Genomic DNA, 21,656 nt, shown 5'->3' on the forward strand with positions numbered 1-21,656 from the left:
TTTCGCCGCAGGGTCGAAGGCGGCGGCCCCATCCCGGTGGAGGTCGTTCAGGCCGCGGTGGGACCGAACTGGTCGGTGAAACGGCCGGTGAACAGGTCGACGCCCTTGTACTGGGAGACCGTCGTGGCCGAGACGACGGCCGGGCCCTCGGGGGTGGGCATCTGCCCGACGCCGCCGCGCGGTCCGAGCGGCAGCAGGATGATCGGATGTGGCAGCGGCTGGTAGGTGGTCGTGGGCCGCTCGCCCCGCAGCTGCGCGGTGATGTTCGTCGCCACGACCTCCGCATGCCGCAGGGCATACGCGGCCAGCTTGTCCTCGGCGACATCGGTGAGGTCGCCGACCGCGTAGACATGGTCGTGCCCCGCGACGTTCAGGGTGTCGGTCACGGCGACCTCGCCGCGCGCGGTGAGCGTGGTGAGCCGGCCGTCGGCAAGGTAGTCGTTGTTGAGACGCACCCCGTGGGCCTGGAACCAGATGTCGGCGGTGACCTCGGCGCCGTCGGCCGTGGCGACGGTGAACGTCCCGGCCCGGCCGGCCTCTGTCGGCGGCGGCGCCGTCAGGCTGACTCCCAGGCGCAGCTGGATGTCCAGGTCCTCGAGCTGGCGGTGCAGGTCGTCGCGCATATCCGGCTCGAAGCCCGCCAGCAGCGTCTCGGCGGGGTCGACGACGGTCACGGACTTGTTCGGCCAGGCATCCTTGATCTCACCGGCAAACTCCAGGCCGACCGGACCCGCGCCGACGATCAGCACACGCTCGGCGTCGGCCAGCTCCTTGTGAGTGTCGCGCAGGTCCGCCAGCGCGTCCTCGGTCGCGTCAGCCTTCGACTTGGCCGGGTAGGCGTAGCTGGAGCCGGTGGCGAGCACCAGGTAGTCCGCCCGCACATGCCGCCCCGAGGAAAGGGTGACACCGCCGGAATCCACCGAGACCGCTCGCTCTCGAATCACCGTGCCCCGGGTGAGCAGCGTGGCGAAAGGAAAAAACATCCTGGGAGCCCAGGCCGGTTGAACCAGCGCCCGCAGCGACCCGGCCGCGTTGACGAAGGCGTCCCGTGGATCGATCAGAACGACATCGGCCTCGGCTTCGGCCTCGAGGGCCTTGGCGACCGCCGCGCCGCCATAACCCCCGCCAATGACCACAACCGTACCGCTCATGATTCTCAGCTCCCGCGGACGCAGAGTCGGGCTCGACGTCGCCGAGCCCCTTTTTGGCGACTCTCGCCAGCGGGCGGGCGTTCAGGAAGGCCGCGCGGAGGGTGGTAGTGACGGGGACACCAACAACGGTGGGGACGCTGTTACGGTCGGACCGTGAGCGACAACGAGCTCGGGCTGTTCCTGCGTACACACCGCGAGAAGGTCAGCCCGGCCGAGGTCGGCCTGCCTACCGGACCGCGCCGCCGTGCCCCTGGGCTACGCCGCTCCGAGGTGGCGGCCCTCGCCGACGTCAGCGTCGAGTACGTGATCAGGCTCGAGCAGGGGCGCGACCGCCGACCGTCCCCGCAGGTGCTCTCGGCCCTCGCCGACGCGCTCCGGCTGACCATGGGCGAACGCGTCCACCTGCACCGACTGACGAAGGCCGCGGACCCCGCGTTCAACTGCCGGGGCCTCGGCAGCCTGTCGCGCGTCGTCCGCCCGACCGTCCAGGCCCTGCTCGACCGCCTCGAGCCCACACCCGCGGTGCTGCTCGACCCGCTCACCGACATCCTCGCGCACACCGCCGGCTACGAACGGCTCGCCGGACCCACGGGGCTGTTGGACACCGCGCAGCCCAACCTCGCCCGGTACGTCTTCACCGACAGCCGCGCCCGCGCCGCCTACCCGGACTGGGCCCACGTGGCCGACGAACAGGTCGCGGCGCTCAAACAGGGCCCCTTCCGGGCGCGTCCCGACATGGCGGCGTTCGTGGACGAACTGACGGTCACCGCCGGGGAGGCCTTCACCCACCGGGTCGACGCGGTTCCCAGCCTGGCGAAGAGCAGCGGCGTCCTGCGCCTGGCCCACCCCGATGCCGGCGCGCTTCGCCTCGCCTACGAAACCCTCGAGCTCCCCGTCGACGACGAACAACGTCTGGTCGTCTACCTGCCCGCCGACGCGGCGACGGCCGCGGCGCTCGACCAGCTCAACCGCGACCGGACGCAGCCACTACGCCTCGTCGTCCACTGACGCGGGCCACGGCCCGGTCCAGCCGGGCCGGGCCGGGCGCACCTGACCTCAGGACCGCGCGACCGGCCGGCGGCGTAGCTCGGGGCGCAGCGACGGGTCTCCGGTCATGTGGAAGACGCCGGCGAGGTCGGTGCCAGGGCGCACGACCTGGTCGATGGCGTCGAGGGTGGCGTCGTCGAGCACGACGTCGACGGCGGCGAGCACGTCGTCGAGCTGCTCGACGGTCTTGGGGCCGATGATCGTCGAGCTGATGGCCGGATGGCGGTCGACGAACGCGAGCGCCAGGTGGGTGAGCGAGAGGCCGGCCGCCGCCGCGATCTTGGACAGCTCCTCCACCGCGTCGAACCTGGCCTCGGAGTCCGGATCGCCGGAGATCGTGCGGCCCCGGGCGAACACGCTGCCGGCGGCGTACCGCGAGCTGGCCGGCTCGTCCTGGCCACGCCGGTACTTGCCGGTGAGCCAGCCGCCGGACAGCGGGCTCCACGGGATCACCCCGATGCCGTGGCGCAGGCAGGCCGGCAGCACGGCCTGCTCCACCGACCGCGCGAAGATCGAGTACTGCGGCTGCTCGCTGACGAATCGTTCGCTGTTACGACGCTGGGCGGCCCACTGCGCCTCGACGATCCAGTCCGCCGGGAAGGTCGACGAGCCGATGTACCGCACCTTGCCCTGGCGGACCAGGTCGGTGAGCGCGCCGAGAGTCTCCTCGAGATCGGTGTCCCAGTCGTGCCGGTGGACCTGGTACAGGTCGATGTAGTCGGTCCCGAGCCGGCGCAGGCTGTCCTCGGCGGCCTTCATGATCCATCGCCGGGACCCGCCGCGCTGGTTGCGGTCGGTCCCCATCGGGTTGAAGCACTTGGTCGCGATGACCACGTCGTCGCGCCGTGCCCCGACCGCCTTGCCGACGATCTCCTCGCTCTCGCCGCGGGAGTAGATGTCGGCGGTGTCGATGAAGTTGATCCCGGCGTCGAGCGCCCGGCCGATCATGCGCTCGCACTCGTCGTGGTCAGGGTTGCCGATGACCCCGAACATCATCGCGCCCAGGCACTGACTGCTGACCTCGACGCCGGTTCGACCGAACTTGCGGTACTTCATCCACACTCCCCAGGTCAGCCGGCACACTATCGCGGCGGGCTCTCGGGCCCGGCCGCCCGGACGTGGCCCACCCGGCAAAGACGTCCGGCGTGCCGGGCCAGCAGGCAGGCCGGCCGGCCGGCCGGTCAGCGGAGCCGGACGGTCAGACGGGGTCGACCGCCGTCGCGCCGCCGTCGACGACCAGGCAGGCACCGGTGATGAACGCGGCCTTGGGGCTCAGCAGAAAAGCCGCGGCGTTGGCGACGTCAGCCGGCTGGCCGAGCCGTCCGAGCGGAGATCTCTTCTCGAACTTCTCCCGCAGGCCGGGAACGTCGAGCGCCGTGGCGATCATGGGGGTTTCGATGTAGCCGGGGCAGATGGCGTTGACGCGGATGCCGTCGGCGGCGAGCTGGTGCGCCATCGAGCGGGTGAGCCCGAGCAGGCCGGCCTTCGACGCGCAGTAGGCCGGAATCGCGCCGTTGCCCTGGAGCGCCTCGATCGAGCTGATCCCGACGATGGCGGCACCCGGGGCCGCGCGCAGCGACGGCAGGAGCGCCTGGCTGACGAGCGCGTGGGCGCGCAGATTGACGTCGAGAACCTTGTCCCAGAGATCCGCGCTGAGCGCACCGATCGGATCGATGCTCACGACTCCGGCCGCGTGGACCAGCCCGTCGACTCCCCCGAGCGTCGCCACCGACGCCTCGACCGCGGCCGCCACCGCCGCCGCGTCGGTGACGTCGAGGACGACGGCGCTCATCCCCAACGAGGCGGCCACGTCGACGACCGACTGGTTCAGGTCCCAGAGCACGACGGGCCGGCCCTCGTCGACCAGCGCCCGCGCGCAGGCCTCACCGATACCCGAGGCGCCGCCGGTGACGACCACGCCGGTCACGGCCGCGTCAACGCCTCGACGCGTTCGCCGGCCCGGACCGCGACCCGTGGCACCCGAGCCCTCACGGCACCCGTCACGACGATCTGTCGCATCACGACGACCTGGCGCACGGTTCTCCCTCGCACCCGTCGACCTCGCACCGGCCGACCGTGGACACGGCGTCCGTCGGCACGATGTCCATGGACACCAGATCCATAGACCTGAGGTCCGTGGACGAAGCGTCCGTAGACACAATATCGATCTTGTGTACTACTGTATACCTTATGCGGAACCGTCACGCAGGCGAAACCTTCACCACCTCTGACGACGAGATCGCCGCGGCCCTGCTCGACGTGAGCATCCCGACGCTGATGATGTCGATGGTTCACATGGCCGGGGATCTGGAGTTGATTCGCGGCCGGCTGAAGCCGGCGGGCCTGTTCCTCAACGAGGTCCAGGGCTTCATGTCCGAGGAGGACAAGGCCGAGGTCCGGGCACTCGCGCTCGACGTCATCCGGGACTACCGCGACGCCGGGTGCCCGGACCCGAGGTCCCTGTCCGGCGACGAGCTCCACGAGATGATGGAGTGGCTGGTCTGCGGCGAGGTCGCGCCGGAATACGTGCCGATGCTGCTCGAGGAGATGGAGCTCGCCGGCACGGATGACCGCAGGATCGAGGCGACGTCGTCGCCGGCCGGCCGGGCCGCGTTCCCCGTCGTGGTCATCGGCTGCGGCCAGTCCGGCCTGCTCGCGGGTATCCGGCTGAAGGAAGCCGGTATTCCGTTCACGATCGTCGAGAAGAACGCCGGTGTCGGCGGAACCTGGTGGGAGAACTCCTACCCGGGCGCGCGGGTCGACGTCGGCAACCATTTCTACTGCTACAGCTTCGAGCCAAGCGACCACTGGACCGAGTTCTTCGCCCAGCAGCCGGAGCTCCAGCGCTACTTCGAGGACGTCATGAACGCCCGCGGCGTAGCCCCGCACGTCCGCTGGCGGACCGAGGTGCTCGGCGCCGACTGGAACGACGACGATGGCACGTGGTCGGTCCGCTGCCTCGGGCCCGACGGCACCGAGAGCGTCCTGACCGCCCGCGCGGTGATCTCGGCGGTCGGTCAGCTCAACCGGCCGAAGATGCCGGACATCCCCGGCCGCGACGACTTCGCCGGCCCCGCGTTCCACACCGCGCGCTGGGATCACGACGTCGACCTGGCCGGCCGGCGGGTGGCGATGATCGGAGCCGGGGCCAGCGGCTTCCAGATCGCGCCGGCCATCGCGCCCGACGTCCGGCACCTCACCGTCTTCCAGCGCACCGCGCAGTGGATGTTCGCCAACCCGAACTACCACGCCAAGGTCGGCCCCGGTGTCCGCTGGGCGCTGCGACACCTGCCGTTCTACGGCCGCTGGTACCGCTTCCTGATCCTCTGGCCAGGCTGCGACGCCGGGCTGGCGGGCGCGCGCGTCGATCCGGCCTATCCCGACCAGCAGGTCGCGATCAGTGCGCACAACGAGCTCATCCGCCAGATGTTCACCAACCTGATCACCAGCCAGTGCGGCGGTGACGAGGAACTGATCGCGAAGGTGGTTCCGGACTATCCGGCGACCGGCAAACGCACCCTGCAGGACGACGGCAGCTGGCTGCGGACCCTGCGGCGCGACAACGTCGACCTCGTCCGGACCAGCATCGACCACATCGAGTCGGACGCCGTCGTGACCGTCGACGGGCGGCGCCACCCCGCCGACGTGCTCGTGTTCGCCACCGGCTTCCGGATGACCGAGGTGCTGGCGCCGATGCGGATCACCGGCCGCGACGGGCGGGACCTGCTGGAGCTCTGGGGCGAGCGGCCGGCGGCCTACCTCGGCATCACCGTGCCGGGATTCCCAAACCTGTTCCTGATGTACGGGCCGGGCACACACCTGGCGCACGGCGCGAGCCTGATCTTCCATTCCGAGTGCCAGATGCGCTACATCTCGCGGTGCCTCGACGAGCTCATCGGCGGCGGCCACGTGTCGATGGAGCCGAACCAGGAGCGCTATGACGACTGGCACGAACGCACCCAGCGGGAGATCAGGACGCTGGTGTGGTCGCAGCCGTCGATCAGGCACTCCTACTTCAAGAACTCCCGCGGCGAGATCCACGGCGTCAGCCCCTGGCGCGTCGTCGACTACTGGACGTGGACGGCCGAGCCAGACCTCAAGGACTTCGTGATCCGATGATCGGCTTCACCCCGGCGGCCGCGGACCCGCCGGACTCGGTGCGGACCATCTTCCTCGACGCCGCCGTCCGCTGCCTGCGCGACGTCGGGATCCGGCGCACGACGATGGTGCGGGTCGCCGACGAGGCCGGCCTCTCGCGGGCCTGGCTCTACCGCCACTACCCCGACAAGGCCTCACTGCTCGGCGCGGCCCTGATCCGGCAGGACGAACAGTTCTGGGCCGGAGCCCGCGCGCTCGTCTCGAAAAGGAAAGGACTGGCCGCCCAGGTCGCCGAGGCGGTGTGCTATTCGCGGCGGCAGGAGCCGGACGCGCTGGTCCTGCGGCTGCGAGCCAGTGAACCGGAGGCGTGCGCCGCGGTTCTGGGAGCCGGGCTGCGCCAGGCGGTCCCCGGCATGGCCGTGTTCTGGCGCCCCTATCTCGAGACGGCCCGCGCGCGCGGCGAGGTACGCGCCGACCTCGATATCGCGCGCGCGGCCGAATGGGTCATCCGCGTGGTCATGTCCCTGGTCACGACGCCGGGCGACGCGGTCGACCCCGACGACTCCGCGTCGGTCCGCCGTTTCGTCGAGGAGTTCCTCGTCCCAGGCCTTTCCTAGGACCGAGACGGGACGGGGCGGAAGCCCGCTGCGCCGCGGCGCAGCTTGACGCGACTCCCATATTCGGGGGAGTCTGCTGCCACCAATTTTCGCGCGAATCCGCTCCCGCGAATCCGGCGCGCCGCAGCCCTGGCCAGGCCAGCTCGGTGTCCGCCTTCCGCTCGCCGAGGCCCGACCGGCCGTCGCCGTCCCGCCTCTGGACACACCCGCCGCCAGCGCCACGCCCGGTGCCAGCCCGGGCACCCAGCCATCCCGGGAGCAAACGCATGGATGACGTCGACGACCTGCTCGCCGCGGCCCGCGCCGAGACCAGCCTGACGGACTTCGGCGAGGACACGTTCAGAGAGGGCCTCGACCTGCTGGTCGACTCCTTACGCAAGGAGGCGAGACTGACCGCCGTCGGCGAGTTCGCCCTGCGCGACATCATCGTCCGGCTGCTGAGGAACCGCCTCCAGGTCGAGGACTGGTACCACCGTCATCCCGAGATCGACGGCGAGGTCATCGAACGCCCGCTGATCGGTCTGGGCCTCCCCCGCACGGGTTCCACGGCGCTGGCCGCGCTGCTGGGTGAGGATCCGGGGGCGCGTTCGCTGGTGCAGTGGCAGGCCGAGGAGCCATGCCCGCCGCCCTCCACCGTGCCCGCCCCGGATCCGCGGATCGCCCGTTCCCAGGCCAAGTCGGCCATGACGCGCCAGCTGTCGCCGAAGCTGGCCACGATGCAGCCGTCATCGCCGACCGGGCCCTTCGAGGACCACGACCTCATGGGACTCGACTTCAAGTCCCAGGTGTTCCAGGCATTCGCGCAGATCCCGTCGTACTCGTCCTGGCTGCTCGACGCCGACCTGACGTCGACCTACCGTTACGAACGCCGCGTGCTGAAACTGCTCCAGTGGGGCGCCGAGCGCCGGCCGTGGCGGCTGAAATGCCCGACCCACCTGGTCTACCTCGGCCATCTCGACCAGGCGTTCCCGGACGCACGTTTCGTGATGACGCACCGGGACCCGACGGAGGTCCTCGTCTCCGTCGCCGACGTGTACGCCACGGCGGCCGCGATGTTCAGCGACGAGGTCGACCCCCACTACCTCGCGGCCCTCAACGTCGAGCAGTGGTCCGTCGGTATGCGACGCGCGTTGGAGTTCCGCGACGCGGGCCACGACGAGCGGTTCTTCGACCTGGACTTCCGCGCCGTGCAACGCGACCCCGTCGGCGAGGTCCGGCGGCTCTACGCCTGGCTCGGCGAGCCCGTCACCGGACCGTTCGAGGCCGGGATGCGGCGCTGGTGGCACGAGAACGCCGAGAACCGCGAGGAGAACGTCCATCCGGACCCGGCCGACTTCGGCCTCGACCTGGACGAGGTGCGGCCGCTCTTCGCCGACTACGTGACGCGGTCCGCGCGGTGGACCGCATGAAAGGGGACCACCCCATGGCCATGGACCTGACCGGCGGCCTCGACGAGGAACGGGAGTTCGTCTTCGCCAGGCAGCCCGACGACCCGGAGGCGCGCGAGTCGGTCAACGCGTGGATCTGGGACGACAGCGGGACCTTCGGCATTCCACGCATCGGCGTCGAGGCCGTCGCCGACCAGTGGGACACGCACGACGTCCAGGTCAACATCGGGTTCGCGGACGGGCGCGTGTACAACGTGTTCGGCACGGGACCGGTACACGACCCGGCCGGGCCGGACGGCCGGCCACGGGTCCTGGGTGCTGGTCCGCTGTCGTTCGAGCTGGTCGAGCCGTACCGCCACCTGCGCGTCCGGCTCGACGGCACGGCGCTCACGACCACCTCGGGAGCGCAGATCGACGGCTGGACGCCGTGGGGCGGCGGCGAGCAGGTGCCCGTCAAAGCCGAGATCGACATCTACCCGGCCGCGCCGCCCTGGGAGAACGGTTCGACCAGCGAGGACGCCCGCCGCATCCTGGCGACCCAGGAGGAGGGCTACCTCATCGGCTATCCCTGGCGGTTCGAGCAGCTGTGCCGGGCCACCGGGACTTTCACCATCGGCGACGAGGTCCACCATCTGAGCGGCGGCGCCGACCGCATCCGCCGGCAGGGAATCCGCCGCCTGGCCAAGTTCTGGGGCCATGTGTGGCAGGCGGCGCTGTTCCCCAGCGGCCGAGGTTTCGGCTTCCAGGTCTATCCCCCGCGCGCCGACGGAAAGCCCACGTACAACGAGGGCTACGTGGTCGACGGCGGCGAGCTGATTCCCGCCCGCGTCGCGCGCGCCCCCTGGCTGCGGACCCTGGAGGCCAGCGGCCAGGACGTCTCGGTCACGCTGGAGACGGCGAAGGGCACGGTCGAGATCGGCGGCGAGACGGTGCTCTCGACGTTCATGGTGATGCCGCCCGAGGTCGGCGGCGGCATGCAGCTCCAGCAGGGCCTGGCCCGCTACACCTGGGAGGACGAGTCCGCCATCGGCATGATCGAACGGTCCAGCACGCCCGACCAGATGGCCTGACGTCGCGATCGCCACCCGGCCGACCCCGGGCGGGGCCTCATGGGTTTGGATGGAACCGATGAGCCACGTCGAGGTCGCGCATGTCGAGTACCACCTGCCGGACGGGCAGGTGCTGCTCGACGACGCCTCGTTCCGGGTCGGGGATGGCGCCATCGCCGCGCTGGTCGGGGCCAACGGCGCGGGCAAGACGACGCTGCTGCGGATCATCACCGGCGAGCTGGCGCCGCACGCCGGCACGGTGACCGTCAGCGGGGGCCTGGGCGTCATGCCGCAGTTCGTCGGCTCGGTCCGCGACGACCGGACCGTGCGCGACCTGTTGGTCTCGGTCGCGGTTCCGCTCATCCGGCGGGCCGCGCGCGCCGTCGACGAGGCCGAGGTCGCGCTCGTCGAACGCGACGACGAGGCGGCGCAGATGAGCTACGCGCAGGCCCTCGCCGACTGGGCGGACGCCCGCGGCTACGAGGCCGAGACCCTCTGGGACATGTGCACGATGTCCGCGCTCGGCATGCCCTACGAGAAGGCGCAGTGGCGGGCCGTGCGGACGCTGTCCGGCGGTGAGCAGAAACGGCTGGTCCTGGAGGCCCTGCTGCGCGGCCCCGACGGGGTCCTGCTGCTCGACGAGCCGGACAACTACCTGGACGTGCCGGGCAAGCAGTGGCTCGAGGAGCAGCTGCGCGCCACCCGCAAGACCGTGCTGTTCGTCTCCCACGACCGCGAGCTGCTCGTGCGGGCGGCGCAGCGGATCGTCAGCGTCGAGCCGGGGCCGGCGGGAAGCGTCGTGTGGGTGCACGGTGGCGGCTTCGCCACCTACCACCAGGCGCGCGCCGAACGGTTCGAGCGGTTCGAGGAGCTGCGTCGGCGCTGGGACGAGAAGCACGCGCAGCTGAAGAAGCTCGTGGTGGACATGCGGCAGTACGCGTCGCGCAGCGACGAGATGGCCTCGCGCTACCAGGCCGCCCAGACGCGGCTGCGCAAGTTCGAGGAGATCGGCCCGCCGCCGGAACCGCCGCGCGAGCAGAAGATCACCATGCGGCTGCGGGGCGGGCGCACGGGCGTGCGGGCCCTCACCTGCAAGGGGCTGGAACTGACCGGTCTCATGCAGCCGTTCGACCTGGAGGTCTTCTACGGCGAACGGGTCGCCGTGCTCGGCTCGAACGGCTCGGGCAAGTCCCATTTCCTGCGGCTGCTCGCGGGCGGCGACGTCGCCCACGAGGGCGAGTGGAAGCTCGGGGCCCGCGTCGTGCCGGGGCATTTCGCGCAGACGCACACCAGGCCGGAGTTGCAGGGGCGCACCCTGGTCGACATCCTCTGGGCCGACCACGCGAAGAGCCGGGGAGCGGCGATGAACGCGCTGCGCCGCTACGAGCTCGACGGCCACGGCGACAAGCCGTTCGACCGGCTGTCGGGCGGCCAGCAGGCCCGCTTCCAGATCCTCCTGCTCGAGATCGGCGGCGCGACGGCGCTGCTGTTGGACGAGCCGACCGACAACCTCGACCTGGCCTCCGCCGAGGCCCTGCAGAAGGGTCTGGAGTCATACGAGGGAACGACCCTGGCGGTCACCCACGACCGCTGGTTCGCCCGGTCGTTCGACCGTTTCCTGGTGTTCGGAACCGACGGCAAGGTTCGCGAGACTGCCAAGCCGGTCTGGGACGAACGACGGGTGCAGCGCGCCCGCTAGGCCAAAGGGCACGCGGCAATGGCGGAGCCTCGCGTGACCGGAGGCCGTCAGACACGGCCTAAGCCCCGCCGGGTCGGGGAGGCGACAGCGCCGGCGGATTGCCCCGCGTTGGCGAACATGCGACGTTTCGGACATGGCCTCGGATCTTGATGCCGATCTCGAGAGGGATTCCCGCGCGGAACTCGCCGACGGGGCGCCACCGTGGTGGCCTCCCGTGGTGCCGACCCGATGATCGTGCTGGGCGCCGAACTCGTGTGGGTGGACGTCGCGACCGCGGTGACGTTGCTGACCTGGGCGGCGGTGACGGCCGCGGTGGCACTGACCCGGCTGGGGATCAGGCGGGAGCTGCTGCACGAGGGACGGCCGGCCGAGGCGGGGCCGGAACCGGCGCTGGCCGCCGCCGTGGCCGCCTCCCCGACCCTGGCGGCGTCGACGGCGGTGGCGACCATCGTTCTCGACCTGGCGCGGCGCGGGCTCGTCGACATCTGGCGCGACGACCGGTTCGGCGTGCTGGTCCAGTACACCGACGCCGGGTCCGGCCGCGGCGCGGACGATCCGCCGCTCGCCATGCACGAGACCGCCGTGCTGCGCCTCATCGCGGTCCGCACCGCGCGGGGGCCACTGCCGGCCGGGGCGCTGTTCCAGGAGGCGGTGCCGTCGCCGTCGCGGTGGCGGGACGAGCTAGTGGCCGAGGCCGAACGCGCCGCCGCCCGGTTCCAGACCTCGCGGCGGCGCCGAGTCCGCCGCCTCACCACCGTCAGCGTCTTCCTGGTCCTCGCCGTCTCGACGTTCGCCGGGCTCGCCGCCGCGCGCCGTTTCGTGGAGCCGGAGGTCGAGACCGAGGACACCATCAACAGCCCCGCCGCGCAGTGGTTCCTCGTCTTCGTCCTCGTGCTGCTCGCCACCGCCACGATCTCGATGATCGTGATCGGCGGTGCGCGCAACGAGGACGACGGGCGCCGGCGCAGGCGCTGGCGACGGGTCGGCTCGGGCCTGGCCGCGGATCCCGACCTGGCGGCGGCCGGGCCGGAGGCGATCGGCGCCCTCGGTCACCGGCTGGTGTACGCCGCCGCGCTGGGGCACGCGCCCGCGGCGGTGAAGCCGTTCGAGTCCGACGAGTCGCCCGAGGCGGCGGCCTGGACCGCCCGCGGCGGCACGCCACGCCAGATCACCATCCGGTTCGAGACCGGGATCGACACCCGCGGTCTCGGCGCCTCCCGAGGTAACGACACCCATGGCGAAGCGCGCGAACGCTACGGGCCTGGCCGCCTCAGGTACCACACCGACGTCGACGATCCGGCCGGCGGGACGGGCGCGGAGACGCTGGCCGCCGGGGAGGTGGTGCGCGTCTGGCACGCGCCGTCCGGCGCCTGGTGGCTGGCGGTGCACGACGGTGCCTCCGGCCACGCGGTCGCGCGCCGGCTCGGCCTGGACGCCGCGGTGTGCCCACCCGGCGTCGGATCGGTCGTGCGGCTGTCCCGGGACGTCGGCGCGCGTACCTGGTCGGTCGACGTCCTGGAGCTGGCGCCGGCACAGCTGGGCGTCGCCGCCAGGCCGGATCCGACGGCGCTGCTCGACGTCGCCGACCTGCGGCCGCTGTTTCCGGGCCGCCAGATCGAGGCCCTACCACTGGCCCTCGGGAATGTCAGCAGCTTCCGGGCCCGCGGGGCGGGCGGCCCCGCGGTGACCATCCAGTGCCTGGTGTTCACGGCTGGCCCGCTGCGGACATTGCTGATGGCCGGTTCGCGTCGGCGGCGGCTGCCCGTGCCGGGCCAGGTCTACCTGCGCGGCCGCGTCCGAGCGGTGGTCCTAGTCGGCGATCTCACCGTGGCCGTCGACATCACCGGGCGCCGCGTCGAGGATCGGCGGGCCCTGCTCACCACGCTGGCCTGGACCGTGTCGGCCCGGCTCGGCGTTCCCGTCGGCGATCCCCCCGGCTCACCCACAGGGTCCGCGCACGAGCGTGTGACGCCTCAGGTGCGACGCGGCGGCTGATGGAGGCAGTGTCCGATCTCGGGCTCTGAGGCGGCCTAGTGGACGACGACGGCGGCGCCGTCGCTGTTGGCTCCTCGTCGGACCAGGAGGGCCAGCGCCGCGGCGACGAGGGTGGCGACGCCAGCGACGACGAGTGACGTGTGCAGACCGGTCATGAAGGCCGAGTGGCTGCCCGCCGTCACGGCGGCCTGCACCGATTCCGGCGCACCGGTGACCCTGGGCGCGACTCCCTGGCTGATGAGCTCGTTCGAGCCGGTCAGGCGGTTCGCGACGTCGGCGGGAGCGCCGGCGCCGGTCAGTTTGTCGATCAGAACCGAGCCCACCCGGCTGCTGAGGATGGAGCCCAGCACAGCGGTGCCGATGACGCCACCCAGCTGCAGTGCCGTCGTCTGCAGGCCACCGGCGACCCCGGCGTCGTCCACCGGCGCGTTGCCGATGATCGCCTCCGCGCTCGCGGTGATGACCAGGCCCATCCCGATGCCGAGCATGAGAAGCGACGGCCACAGCGCGCCGAAACCGGAGCCGATCTCGAGCCTGGTCAGGAGGAGCAACGCGACCCCGGACAGGACGAGCCCGGCCACCATCGGCGGCCGGGGCCCGAAGCGCTCGGTGACGTGGCCGGAGATCGGCCCCATGATCATCATTACCAGAGACAGCGGCAGGATGTGCACGCCGGTCCCGATGGGCGAGACACCCTGGACGTTCTGCAGGAACAGCGTGACGAAGAACAGCACGCCGAACAACGCGAAGAAGTTGATGACGAGGACCGCGCTGCTCACCGAGATCGACCGGTTGGTGAACAGCCGCATCGGCAGCAGCGGAGCAGGCACCCGGGTTTCGATCACTACGAACAGAGCCAGCACGGCCAGGCCGGCGATGACGAAGGCGAGCGTCTTCACATCCGTCCACCCCCAGCTGGACGCCTTGATCAGGCCAAAAATGACGCCGAACAGGCCGCCGGACAGGGTGACGATGCCGGGAATGTCATGGCGCTGGCCCACGCTCTCGCTCTGGGACTCGCGCAGCACTGCCAGGCCCACGCCCAGCGCGAGCGCGCCCATCGGCACGTTGATGTAGAAGACCGACTCCCAGCTCACGTGCTCGACCAGCAGGCCCCCGATGATCGGCCCGCCGGCGATCGAGACGGACGACGCGCCGCTCCAGATCCCGATCGCCCGGTTCAGCTCTCTGGGCGAGAACGCGCCGCGCAGGATGGCGAGCGTGTTCGGCAGCAGCAGGGCTCCGAACGCGCCCTGGACCGCCCGGAACGCGATGATCCCGACGATGTTGCCGACCAGGCCGATCGCCAGCGATGAGAGACCGAACCCCACCACACCGATAAGGAAGATCCGCTTACGGCCGTAGCGGTCGCCGAGGTTTCCGCCGAAGATCAGCAGCGCCGCCAGGGCCAGCAGATAGGAGTTGGTGATCCACTGCAGGTCGGTCAGCGAGGCGTTGAGGTCCTCGGCGATCCGCGGGTTCGCGATCGACACGACGGTCCCGTCCAGGCCGACCATGATGACGCCGAGGGCAACGCTCACCAGGGCCCACCAGGGATTACCCCGCCGGCCAGTCGCGCCCGCCACCGAGGCGGAGCCCGTCCGATGATCATCGGCGACGACGTGCTGTGACATGGCGCCATCCCTTCGTCGAGCACGCGGCGGTCGTCGGAAGCGATACAAGTGGAGGAGATCTTCCGGATAACCCTAGCAGGGTAAACGGAGGATCGCCTCCAGATAGGAAGGTAGGCTCGTCACATGGACGGTCCGCGACTCGGCGGGAACGAGGTGATGGCCGCCGGGTCGACCAGGCGGTCAGGCCCCGCGCTGCGGGTCGACGCCGAGCGCAACCGCGAGCGCATTCTGCGGGCCGCACGGGAGGTGTTCTCCGAGCGCGGCATCGAGGTCGGCCTGGAGGAGATCGCGCGGCGCGCCGGGGTCGGCATCGCCACGCTCTACCGCCGGTTCCCGACCAGGGCCGACCTGCTCGAGGCGAGCATCGAGGAGAACATCCGCGACTACCGGGCCGCCGTCGGCCGGGCGTTGGAGAACCCCATCCCCTGGGCGGGCTTCCGAGAGCTCATCGAGTACCTCTGCGGCGCGCAGGCGGCGGACGCGGGCCTGCGTGACCTGATCACCCTGCGGTTTCCCTCGTCCAGCGCGGTCGAGGAGCTCAAGGCGGAAGCACACGCGGAGCTGGAGGAGCTCGTCGCCCGGGCCCAGCGGAACGGCTCCCTGCGGCCCGACTTCGTCGCCGCCGACATCGGCCTCCTGCTGCTCGCCAACGCCGGACTGGCCGCCGCGACCCACGAGGCCGCGCCCGACGCCTGGCGCCGCTTCACCGCCTACCTCCTCGACGCCTTCCGGGCCGAGGGATCGACGCGGACCGATCCGATACCGGCCGCGCCCACCGCGGACCAGATCGAACGTTCCGTGCAGAGCATGGTCACCACGGTCCACCGAGGCCGCCCCCCGGTCCATCAGGATCTGTAGACCGGCGACCGCGACGCCCGTTCCCTCGATTCGGAAGGTCGGTTCGGAAGGCCGACGTCACAGGCCGCTTCAGGACACGTCCGAGCTCCGGTCACGGCCCGGGCGAGGCGTGGCTGCCGCCGGCCGGGTGGGTCGGCGTGCCGAGGCTCTGGCCTTTCTGACGACTACCCGCGCTGATCGGGCAGGCCACGCCGAAGGGCGGTCGTCGCCAGGGTGGTGTAGCGCATCGTGAAGTAGCCGCCCAGGGAGTCGATGGCGTCCCCGACCGCGGCCAGTATCTCGGCCAGCTGGTCGGAGCGGAGCTGGGTGAGGCCGCCGGTGGTGGGGAGCAGGGCCAGCCACTGGTCGCGCGTGTAGGACTGCTCCCAGTCGAATCGCCATTGTTCCGGGTCGTCGAACCGTTCGGTCTCGCGGATCCTGTCGGCGATCATCGCGTACCCCGCCTGGTATATCTCCAAGGGGCGTCGAGCCGGCTGACCACGCAGCGGCGAATCGGGCGCCACCCGCCGGTAGGCGGCCGCGAACGGCTCGGCCACCTCGGCTGGCGGCTCGAACACGTGCCCGAAGATCGCCAGTCGCCCGTCCGGACGCAGCACCCGGGCCGCCTTTTCGGCACCGGTGACCGGATCCACCCAGTGCCACGACTGGGCGGCAACCACCGCGTCGAACGTCCGGCCCGCCGGCTGCCACGCCTCCAGGGTCGCGACCTCGACCCGCACACCGCGGGATCGCGCGAAGTCGGCCATCCTCGCGTCCGGCTCGACGCCAAGCACGACGCAGCCGGCGGCCTTGAACTGCCGAGCCGCGATGCCGGTCCCGCAGCCGACGTCGAGCACGTCACGCCCCGGGCTCCCCGCGACGATCCGCGCCACCAGCGCATCGGGGTAGCCGGGCCTGGCCTGGTCATAGCGTCGCGCGTTCGTGCCGAACGACTCGGCCATCCGCCGGGCCTTGTGCAGCTCCGCTGGCGGTTCTCCCGTCTCACGCGGTTCTCGCGGCAAAGTGGGCATGCGCCCACTTTAATGGGCGCATGCCCACTGGGCTACGGAGGCCACCGGGCGGATCGATGGGAGGATCTGTGCGTGCCGACTGGGGTGCATCTTCGCGACGCGCGGCAGCAGCTGTTCGACGCCGCCGAACGCGTACTGCTGCGGGCCGGGCCGCATGGCCTGACCAGCCGGGCCGTCACCGACGAGGCGGGCTGCGCCAAGGGCGTCCTGCACCGGCACTTCACCGACTTCGACGCCTTCCTCACCGAACTCGTGCTCGATCGGGCCGCGCAGCTCGAGACACGGGCCAGCGAGCTGCGCGAGTCCGCCGGCGCCGGCACGGTGGCCGACAACCTCACCAGCGCGCTGACCACGCTGTTCGGGCCGGTTCCGGTGGCGATCATCCCGCTCGTCACCTTCCGGGACGAGCTACGCGCTCGGCTGCGGCAAGCCCGGCCGGGAGGCGGCATCACGATCCTCGCCCAGGCCACGGCCGCGATCTCCGCCTACCTGGCCGACGAGCGTGATCTCGGCCGTATCGCCGCCGATGCCGACATTGACTCGCTCACCCTCTCCCTGGTCGGTGGCGGGCATCTGCTGTTCGCGGACCGCGACCTGGGTGCGCCGGCCCCGGCAATCGTCAACAAGCTGGTGACAACGGTGCTCGCCGACGTCGTGCAACGGCGGCCACGCTGACGGCCGAGAATGTCGGAGGCTTGCCAGGTAAATGTCAGGATTCTTGTCTGGTCAGTGCCCGGTCCGTACCATGAGCCGCGTGGCCAGTGAATCCGAACGCGTCAGCCGACTGCTCGACGCACAGACTAAGGCGTCCGAGCTTCTTCGCGAGGTCGAACGTCGTGGCCTCATTTCCGCGGGCCGGAGCGAGCAACGTGTCAGTAACGACATCCGCGACCTCGCCACGCAGCTGTTCGGCGTGCGCCAGCACTGGCACAAACGCATCGTCCGGGCGGGTCCGAACACCCTCCAGCCATACGACGAGAATCCTCCCGACCGGGTGATCGGCGATGACGACATCGTGTTCTGCGATTTCGGCCCCGTTTTCGACGGATGGGAGGGCGACTACGGGCGGACCTTCGTCCTGGGCGACGACCCGGTCAAACATCGCCTGCGTAACGACCTGTCACTGGTGTTCGAGGCCGGGCGCCGCCACTTCGAGGATCACCCGGACATCACCGGGGAGCAGCTGTTCGCCGCGGTCGAGAAGCTCGCGGCCGACGCCGGCTGGGAATACGGGAGCCCACTCGCCGGCCACCTCGTGGGCGAGTTCCCGCACGACCGTATCCCCGGCAACCGCGTCGAGTACTACATCACGCCGGGAAGCCAGCACCCGATGCGCCGGACGGACTCCGCCGGGCGGCCGTGCCACTGGATCCTCGAGATCCACCTCGTCGACCGGGAGCGGGGGTTCGGCGGGTTCTACGAGACCCTGCTCGACCTCGGCCACACCGCTTCGCCCGGCCTCACCGACGCGATTCGATAAGCCGACGCCATTCGGCAAGCCGGCGCGATCCGATCCCGGCGACGTCCTGTCATCTCCCGGCCAGGCGGTCGTCGCTCAGCCCGGCGCTCCCGTGGTCGCGTTTCCCGCCGTGTAGGAATGAGCGCCGACGCCGGCGAGCGCGCCGCCCTGGACTATCAGGTACTCGTCGCGGATCGGCCGGTTCTCGAGCCAGCATTCGAGGATCTCGCGGGTGCCGGCGGCGTAGCGGGCCTGGGCGGACAGGGACGAGCCGGAGATGTGCGGTGTCATCCCGTGATGAGGCATCGTCCGCCACGGATGATCGGCGGCCGGCGGCTGGGGGAACCACACGTCGCCGGCGTAGCCCGCGAGTTGGCCGCTTTCCAGAGCCCGCACCACCGCGTCCCGGTCGCAGATCTTGGCACGGGCGGTGTTGATCAGATAGGCGCCACGCTTCATCGTGGCGATGAGCGCGTCGTCGAACAGACCCTCCGTCTCCGGGTGCAGCGGCGCGTTGATGGTGACGACGTCGCAGACCGGCACCAGGTCCCGCGTGGTCGGATGGAAGGTGAGCCCGAGGTCCCGCTCGACGTCCGTCGGCAGCCGGTGCCGGTCGGTGTAGTGCAGCTTCACGCCGAAGGGCGCCAGCCGGCGCAGCACGCCCAGCCCGATCCGGCCGGCGGCGACCGTCCCGACAGCCATGCCCTCCAGGTCGTAGGAGCGTTCCACGCAGTCGGCGATGTTCCATCCGCCGGACCGCACCCACTGGTGGGACGGCAGGTAGTTCCGCACCAGCGAGAGAATCATCATCACCACGTGCTCGGCGACGCTGACGCTGTTGCAGTAGGTGACCTCGGCGACGGTGATTCCGTGCGCGATAGCCGCGTCCAGGTCCACGTGGTCGGAGCCGATCCCGGCGGTGATCGCGAGTTTCAGCTTCGGCGCCTTCGCGATCCGCTCGGCGGTCAGGTACGCCGGCCAGAAGGGCTGGGAAATCACGACATCGGTGTCAGGTAGCTCGCGGTCAAAGACGGACTCCGCGCCGTCCTTGTCCGAGGTGACGACCAGTGAATGCCCGCCGCTTTCCAGGAAGCCACGCAGGCCGAGCTCTCCCGACACACTTCCCAGCAGCGTCCCCGGGGTGAAGTCGACCGCCCGCGGCGTGGGTAGCCGCTGCCCGTCGGGATAGGCTTCGAGAACCGGAAGGTCCGGCCGGGCGTACAAGCTGGGATATCCACCCACCGGATCGTCATAAAGAACGCAAAGAACCTTCACCATGACATCCCCTCGCCTGGGCTCGCGGCAGGACGCCATCATCGGTTCCCCGCCACGGCACAGTCAAAGTGATGTCTTATATCGCGATGTAATTGACAGGCATCGCGCGGGAGGACGCTCAGCCGGTGGACGGGTGCTGAAGGCGCTTCCTGACCCGCACCATCCCGTCGACGTCCGCCAGCGTCACCCCGGCGCCGACCACTCCCCACACGTCGACGGGACCCGCCGCCGGCGACGCCTCAGCCGGCTCAGCCGGCTCAGCGGGCTCAGCGCCGACGAAGGCCGGTGGGGCGGCGCCCGCGACGTCGCGCTCCGCGGTGCCCGGGTAGAGAGTGAACGTGTACTTTCCCCGTGGGAAGGTGGCCGGTGGAGTCCGTGCTCAGCGGGGAGGTCGGCTCCGGTCTACGGCGCGCGCACACGCGAGAGAGGTCGTGCATGGACAGGATCGACCGGCTGGAGGCGATCGAGGAGATCCGCAGCCTCAAGGCCCGCTACTTCCGTTACATGGACTCCAAGCTCTGGGACGAGCTGGCGTCAGTGTTCACGGAGGACATGAAGGTCATCACCCCGCGCGGTGACGTGTGGATGGAAGGTGGCGCGAACTACGCCGCGAGCCTCCGATCCAGTCTCACGACCGCCGTGTCGTGCCACCAGGGTCTGACGGGAGAGATCGAGATCCTCGACGAGGGGCACGCCACCGGCATCTGGGCGATGCAGGACGTCATCGAGTGGGCAGACCGGCACCCACGCGAGGGCTGGAAAAGCATTCTGGGTCGCGGTCATTACCACGAGACGTACCGCAAGGAGGGGGGCAGCTGGCGGATCGCCACGCTGACCCTGACCCGGCTGCGGCTGGACATCGAGTGGCCGCGGGACACGACCGTTGGAGCGATCAGTGGGGCTTGATGCCGGCGACGAGGTCTTCCATCACGGCGAGGACCCCTACTGGCGCGAAAGCGTCTGGTTCCATTTCTCGGTTCCGGCGCGGAACCTGATCGGGTTCGTCTACTTCTTCTACGATCCGCGCACCGGCGTCCCGGGCGGTGGCCCAGCGATCTGGGATCCCAGCGGCGAGGAGACCTACGACTGCCTCTTCTACGACTGGCGCTGGCTGCAACCGACGGCCGAGCACCTCGACTTCGCCCATGTCGAACTGCCGAACAGCCTCCGCCACGAGGTCCTCGACCCGATGCGGCACTACCGGCTGTCGTACTCGAACCTCGGCCTCGAGCTCGACCTCGAGTGGACGGCGCTCATGGAACCACACGAGATCCGCAACGATCCGATGTCGATCGTGAGCGGGGCCCGTCACTTCGACCAGCCAGGTCGGTGCACCGGCTCGTTGGTCCTGCACGGTGAGCGCATCGCCGTCGACTCCTTCTCGCTGCGCGACCGGACCTGGGGGCCGCACCGTCCGGGCGCCACCCGCGCAGGCGACTACCTCTGGGCCATCGCGTCGCCCGACTCGCACTGGCACGCGATCACCCTCGGCACCGACGAGCCCGGGGTCGAGACCGTCCGCAACGGCTACCTTTTCCGCGACGGAGTCCTGGGCGATCTCGTCAGCGGAAGCCGACGCGTGCTCGAACGACGGGGGGACGTACCGGCCCGGGTCGCGCTGGACGCCGTCGACGAACACGGACGCGAGCTGCGGGCGGTCGGGGAGATCCGGACGGCCCTGCGCTGGTTCGGCTGGCCGGGTCGACTCGCCTACTGGACCCTCACCGACTGGCAGTGGGACGGCCAACAGGGCTGGGGTGAGAACCAGGAGTTCCACCCGCTCGCCCACGTCCGGGCGCTGCGAGCCGCGAGCAAGAAGGCACCAGCATGAGGCACCCAACGCACCTCGAAGACATCGAACACATCGAAACGCTGGTCACGCCCGAACTCGAGGCCCAGCGTGGCGTATGGACCGACGAGCGGGTTTCATATCCGGTGTCGGCGTCCGACATCCGCAGGTGGGCCATCGCGGTGTACTGGGGCGAGACGCCGCCGCGAATCTACTGGGACGAGGAGTACGCCAAGTCGACCCGCTGGGGCGGGATCATCGCCCCAGACGACTTCAACCCCTTCGCCTGGGCCGTCCCGGTGAACGACCCGCGACCAGCGGGAGCCGTCCCGGACCGGCAGGCGAAGAAGGGCGAGAACATCCTCAACGGCGGTATGACCGAGAAGTTCGGCGTGAAGATGCGGCCGGGGGACGTCATCACCGCCCGATCCCGGCTGACCCACTGGGAGGAGCGCCAGGGCCGCCACGGGCTCACTCTCTACACGTACGTCGCGACCGAGTGGACCAACCAGAACGGCGAGATCGTCAAGACCCGGGTCAAGACGACGATCCGCTACTAGCCGGCCACGACCTGACAAGGACCGATG

At 70.6% G+C, this 21,656-nt stretch carries 19 protein-coding genes; 13 read left to right on the top strand and 6 right to left on the bottom strand.

Going from position 1 to position 21,656, the window contains the following annotated elements; genetic code table 11:
* Positions 1–47 precede the first annotated feature (47 nt).
* Positions 48–1,151: an NAD(P)/FAD-dependent oxidoreductase gene (locus FRCN3DRAFT_RS0223160; RefSeq protein ID WP_007511268.1), complete on the bottom strand. Its 1,104-nt coding sequence runs from the start codon at positions 1,149–1,151 to the stop codon at positions 48–50.
* Positions 1,152–1,304: 153 nt separating this feature from the next.
* Here FRCN3DRAFT_RS0223160 and FRCN3DRAFT_RS45815 point away from each other — a divergent pair, with 153 nt between their 5' ends.
* Positions 1,305–2,159 (top strand): helix-turn-helix domain-containing protein, encoded by an 855-nt coding sequence (locus FRCN3DRAFT_RS45815; protein ID WP_007511266.1) that lies wholly within the window; start codon positions 1,305–1,307, stop codon positions 2,157–2,159.
* 48 nt (positions 2,160–2,207) lie between these two features.
* Here FRCN3DRAFT_RS45815 and FRCN3DRAFT_RS0223170 read toward each other — a convergent pair whose 3' ends face one another.
* Together FRCN3DRAFT_RS0223170 and FRCN3DRAFT_RS0223175 are read right to left on the bottom strand one after the other, a co-directional pair.
* Complete coding sequence (locus FRCN3DRAFT_RS0223170; RefSeq protein WP_007511263.1) at positions 2,208–3,254, bottom strand: aldo/keto reductase; 1,047 nt, start codon at positions 3,252–3,254, stop codon at positions 2,208–2,210.
* A gap of 142 nt (positions 3,255–3,396) precedes the next feature.
* Complete coding sequence (locus FRCN3DRAFT_RS0223175; protein ID WP_007511261.1) at positions 3,397–4,125, bottom strand: SDR family NAD(P)-dependent oxidoreductase; 729 nt, start codon at positions 4,123–4,125, stop codon at positions 3,397–3,399.
* A gap of 263 nt (positions 4,126–4,388) precedes the next feature.
* On the opposite strand from FRCN3DRAFT_RS0223175, the gene FRCN3DRAFT_RS0223190 reads away from it, so the two are divergent.
* The 6 genes from FRCN3DRAFT_RS0223190 (at position 4,389) to FRCN3DRAFT_RS0223215 (ending at position 13,044) form a co-directional block, all read left to right on the top strand.
* Positions 4,389–6,317: a flavin-containing monooxygenase gene (locus FRCN3DRAFT_RS0223190; RefSeq protein WP_027140860.1), complete on the top strand. Its 1,929-nt coding sequence runs from the start codon at positions 4,389–4,391 to the stop codon at positions 6,315–6,317.
* Positions 6,314–6,913, top strand: a complete 600-nt coding sequence (locus tag FRCN3DRAFT_RS0223195) for a TetR/AcrR family transcriptional regulator (protein ID WP_007511257.1) — start codon at positions 6,314–6,316, stop codon at positions 6,911–6,913. The genes FRCN3DRAFT_RS0223190 and FRCN3DRAFT_RS0223195 overlap by 4 nt, the downstream gene beginning before the upstream one ends.
* Before the next feature lie 266 nt (positions 6,914–7,179).
* Positions 7,180–8,322, top strand: coding sequence for a sulfotransferase family protein (locus FRCN3DRAFT_RS0223200; RefSeq protein ID WP_007511255.1), 1,143 nt, complete (start codon positions 7,180–7,182; stop codon positions 8,320–8,322).
* Positions 8,319–9,371: a DUF7064 domain-containing protein gene (locus FRCN3DRAFT_RS0223205; protein WP_007511254.1), complete on the top strand. Its 1,053-nt coding sequence runs from the start codon at positions 8,319–8,321 to the stop codon at positions 9,369–9,371. Before FRCN3DRAFT_RS0223200 ends, FRCN3DRAFT_RS0223205 begins: the two co-directional genes overlap by 4 nt.
* 58 nt (positions 9,372–9,429) lie before the next feature.
* Positions 9,430–11,049 (top strand): ABC-F family ATP-binding cassette domain-containing protein, encoded by a 1,620-nt coding sequence (locus tag FRCN3DRAFT_RS0223210; RefSeq protein WP_007511252.1) that lies wholly within the window; start codon positions 9,430–9,432, stop codon positions 11,047–11,049.
* Between the two features lie 228 nt (positions 11,050–11,277).
* Positions 11,278–13,044, top strand: coding sequence for a hypothetical protein (locus FRCN3DRAFT_RS0223215; protein ID WP_007511250.1), 1,767 nt, complete (start codon positions 11,278–11,280; stop codon positions 13,042–13,044).
* 35 nt (positions 13,045–13,079) lie between these two features.
* Here the strand turns inward: FRCN3DRAFT_RS0223215 and FRCN3DRAFT_RS0223220 are convergent, their stop codons facing one another.
* Entirely contained in the window at positions 13,080–14,678 is a 1,599-nt protein-coding gene (locus tag FRCN3DRAFT_RS0223220; protein WP_007511248.1) for an MFS transporter, read from the bottom strand.
* Between the two features lie 123 nt (positions 14,679–14,801).
* Here FRCN3DRAFT_RS0223220 and FRCN3DRAFT_RS0223225 point away from each other — a divergent pair, with 123 nt between their 5' ends.
* Positions 14,802–15,536 carry a TetR/AcrR family transcriptional regulator gene (locus FRCN3DRAFT_RS0223225; RefSeq protein ID WP_007511246.1) on the top strand — a complete coding sequence of 245 codons (735 nt, stop codon included), beginning with the start codon at positions 14,802–14,804 and terminating at the stop codon, positions 15,534–15,536.
* Positions 15,537–15,700: 164 nt separating this feature from the next.
* Here FRCN3DRAFT_RS0223225 and FRCN3DRAFT_RS0223230 read toward each other — a convergent pair whose 3' ends face one another.
* Positions 15,701–16,546: a class I SAM-dependent methyltransferase gene (locus tag FRCN3DRAFT_RS0223230; RefSeq protein WP_027140862.1), complete on the bottom strand. Its 846-nt coding sequence runs from the start codon at positions 16,544–16,546 to the stop codon at positions 15,701–15,703.
* Between the two features lie 72 nt (positions 16,547–16,618).
* Here FRCN3DRAFT_RS0223230 and FRCN3DRAFT_RS0223235 point away from each other — a divergent pair, with 72 nt between their 5' ends.
* Positions 16,619–17,221, top strand: a complete 603-nt coding sequence (locus FRCN3DRAFT_RS0223235) for a TetR/AcrR family transcriptional regulator (RefSeq protein WP_007511242.1) — start codon at positions 16,619–16,621, stop codon at positions 17,219–17,221.
* A gap of 70 nt (positions 17,222–17,291) precedes the next feature.
* Complete coding sequence (locus tag FRCN3DRAFT_RS45820; RefSeq protein ID WP_051466351.1) at positions 17,292–18,026, top strand: M24 family metallopeptidase; 735 nt, start codon at positions 17,292–17,294, stop codon at positions 18,024–18,026.
* A gap of 75 nt (positions 18,027–18,101) precedes the next feature.
* Here the strand turns inward: FRCN3DRAFT_RS45820 and FRCN3DRAFT_RS0223245 are convergent, their stop codons facing one another.
* Positions 18,102–19,322 (bottom strand): NAD-dependent formate dehydrogenase, encoded by a 1,221-nt coding sequence (locus FRCN3DRAFT_RS0223245; protein WP_342435353.1) that lies wholly within the window; start codon positions 19,320–19,322, stop codon positions 18,102–18,104.
* Positions 19,323–19,715: 393 nt separating this feature from the next.
* Here FRCN3DRAFT_RS0223245 and FRCN3DRAFT_RS0223255 point away from each other — a divergent pair, with 393 nt between their 5' ends.
* The 3 genes from FRCN3DRAFT_RS0223255 to FRCN3DRAFT_RS0223265 are packed head-to-tail and all read left to right on the top strand — an operon-like array spanning position 19,716 to position 21,629.
* A complete protein-coding gene (locus FRCN3DRAFT_RS0223255; RefSeq protein ID WP_007511237.1) occupies positions 19,716–20,186 on the top strand; it encodes a nuclear transport factor 2 family protein in 471 nt (156 codons plus the stop codon).
* Positions 20,176–21,111, top strand: coding sequence for a DUF7065 domain-containing protein (locus tag FRCN3DRAFT_RS0223260; RefSeq protein WP_007511235.1), 936 nt, complete (start codon positions 20,176–20,178; stop codon positions 21,109–21,111). Before FRCN3DRAFT_RS0223255 ends, FRCN3DRAFT_RS0223260 begins: the two co-directional genes overlap by 11 nt.
* The gene (locus FRCN3DRAFT_RS0223265; RefSeq protein ID WP_007511233.1) at positions 21,108–21,629 is read left to right on the top strand and encodes an FAS1-like dehydratase domain-containing protein; all 522 of its coding nucleotides are present in this window, start codon (positions 21,108–21,110) and stop codon (positions 21,627–21,629) included. The genes FRCN3DRAFT_RS0223260 and FRCN3DRAFT_RS0223265 overlap by 4 nt, the downstream gene beginning before the upstream one ends.
* Positions 21,630–21,656 lie beyond the last annotated feature (27 nt).

It is taken from the genome of Pseudofrankia saprophytica, from assembly GCF_000235425.2.
Classification (GTDB): Bacteria; Actinomycetota; Actinomycetes; order Frankiales; family Frankiaceae; genus Pseudofrankia; species Pseudofrankia saprophytica.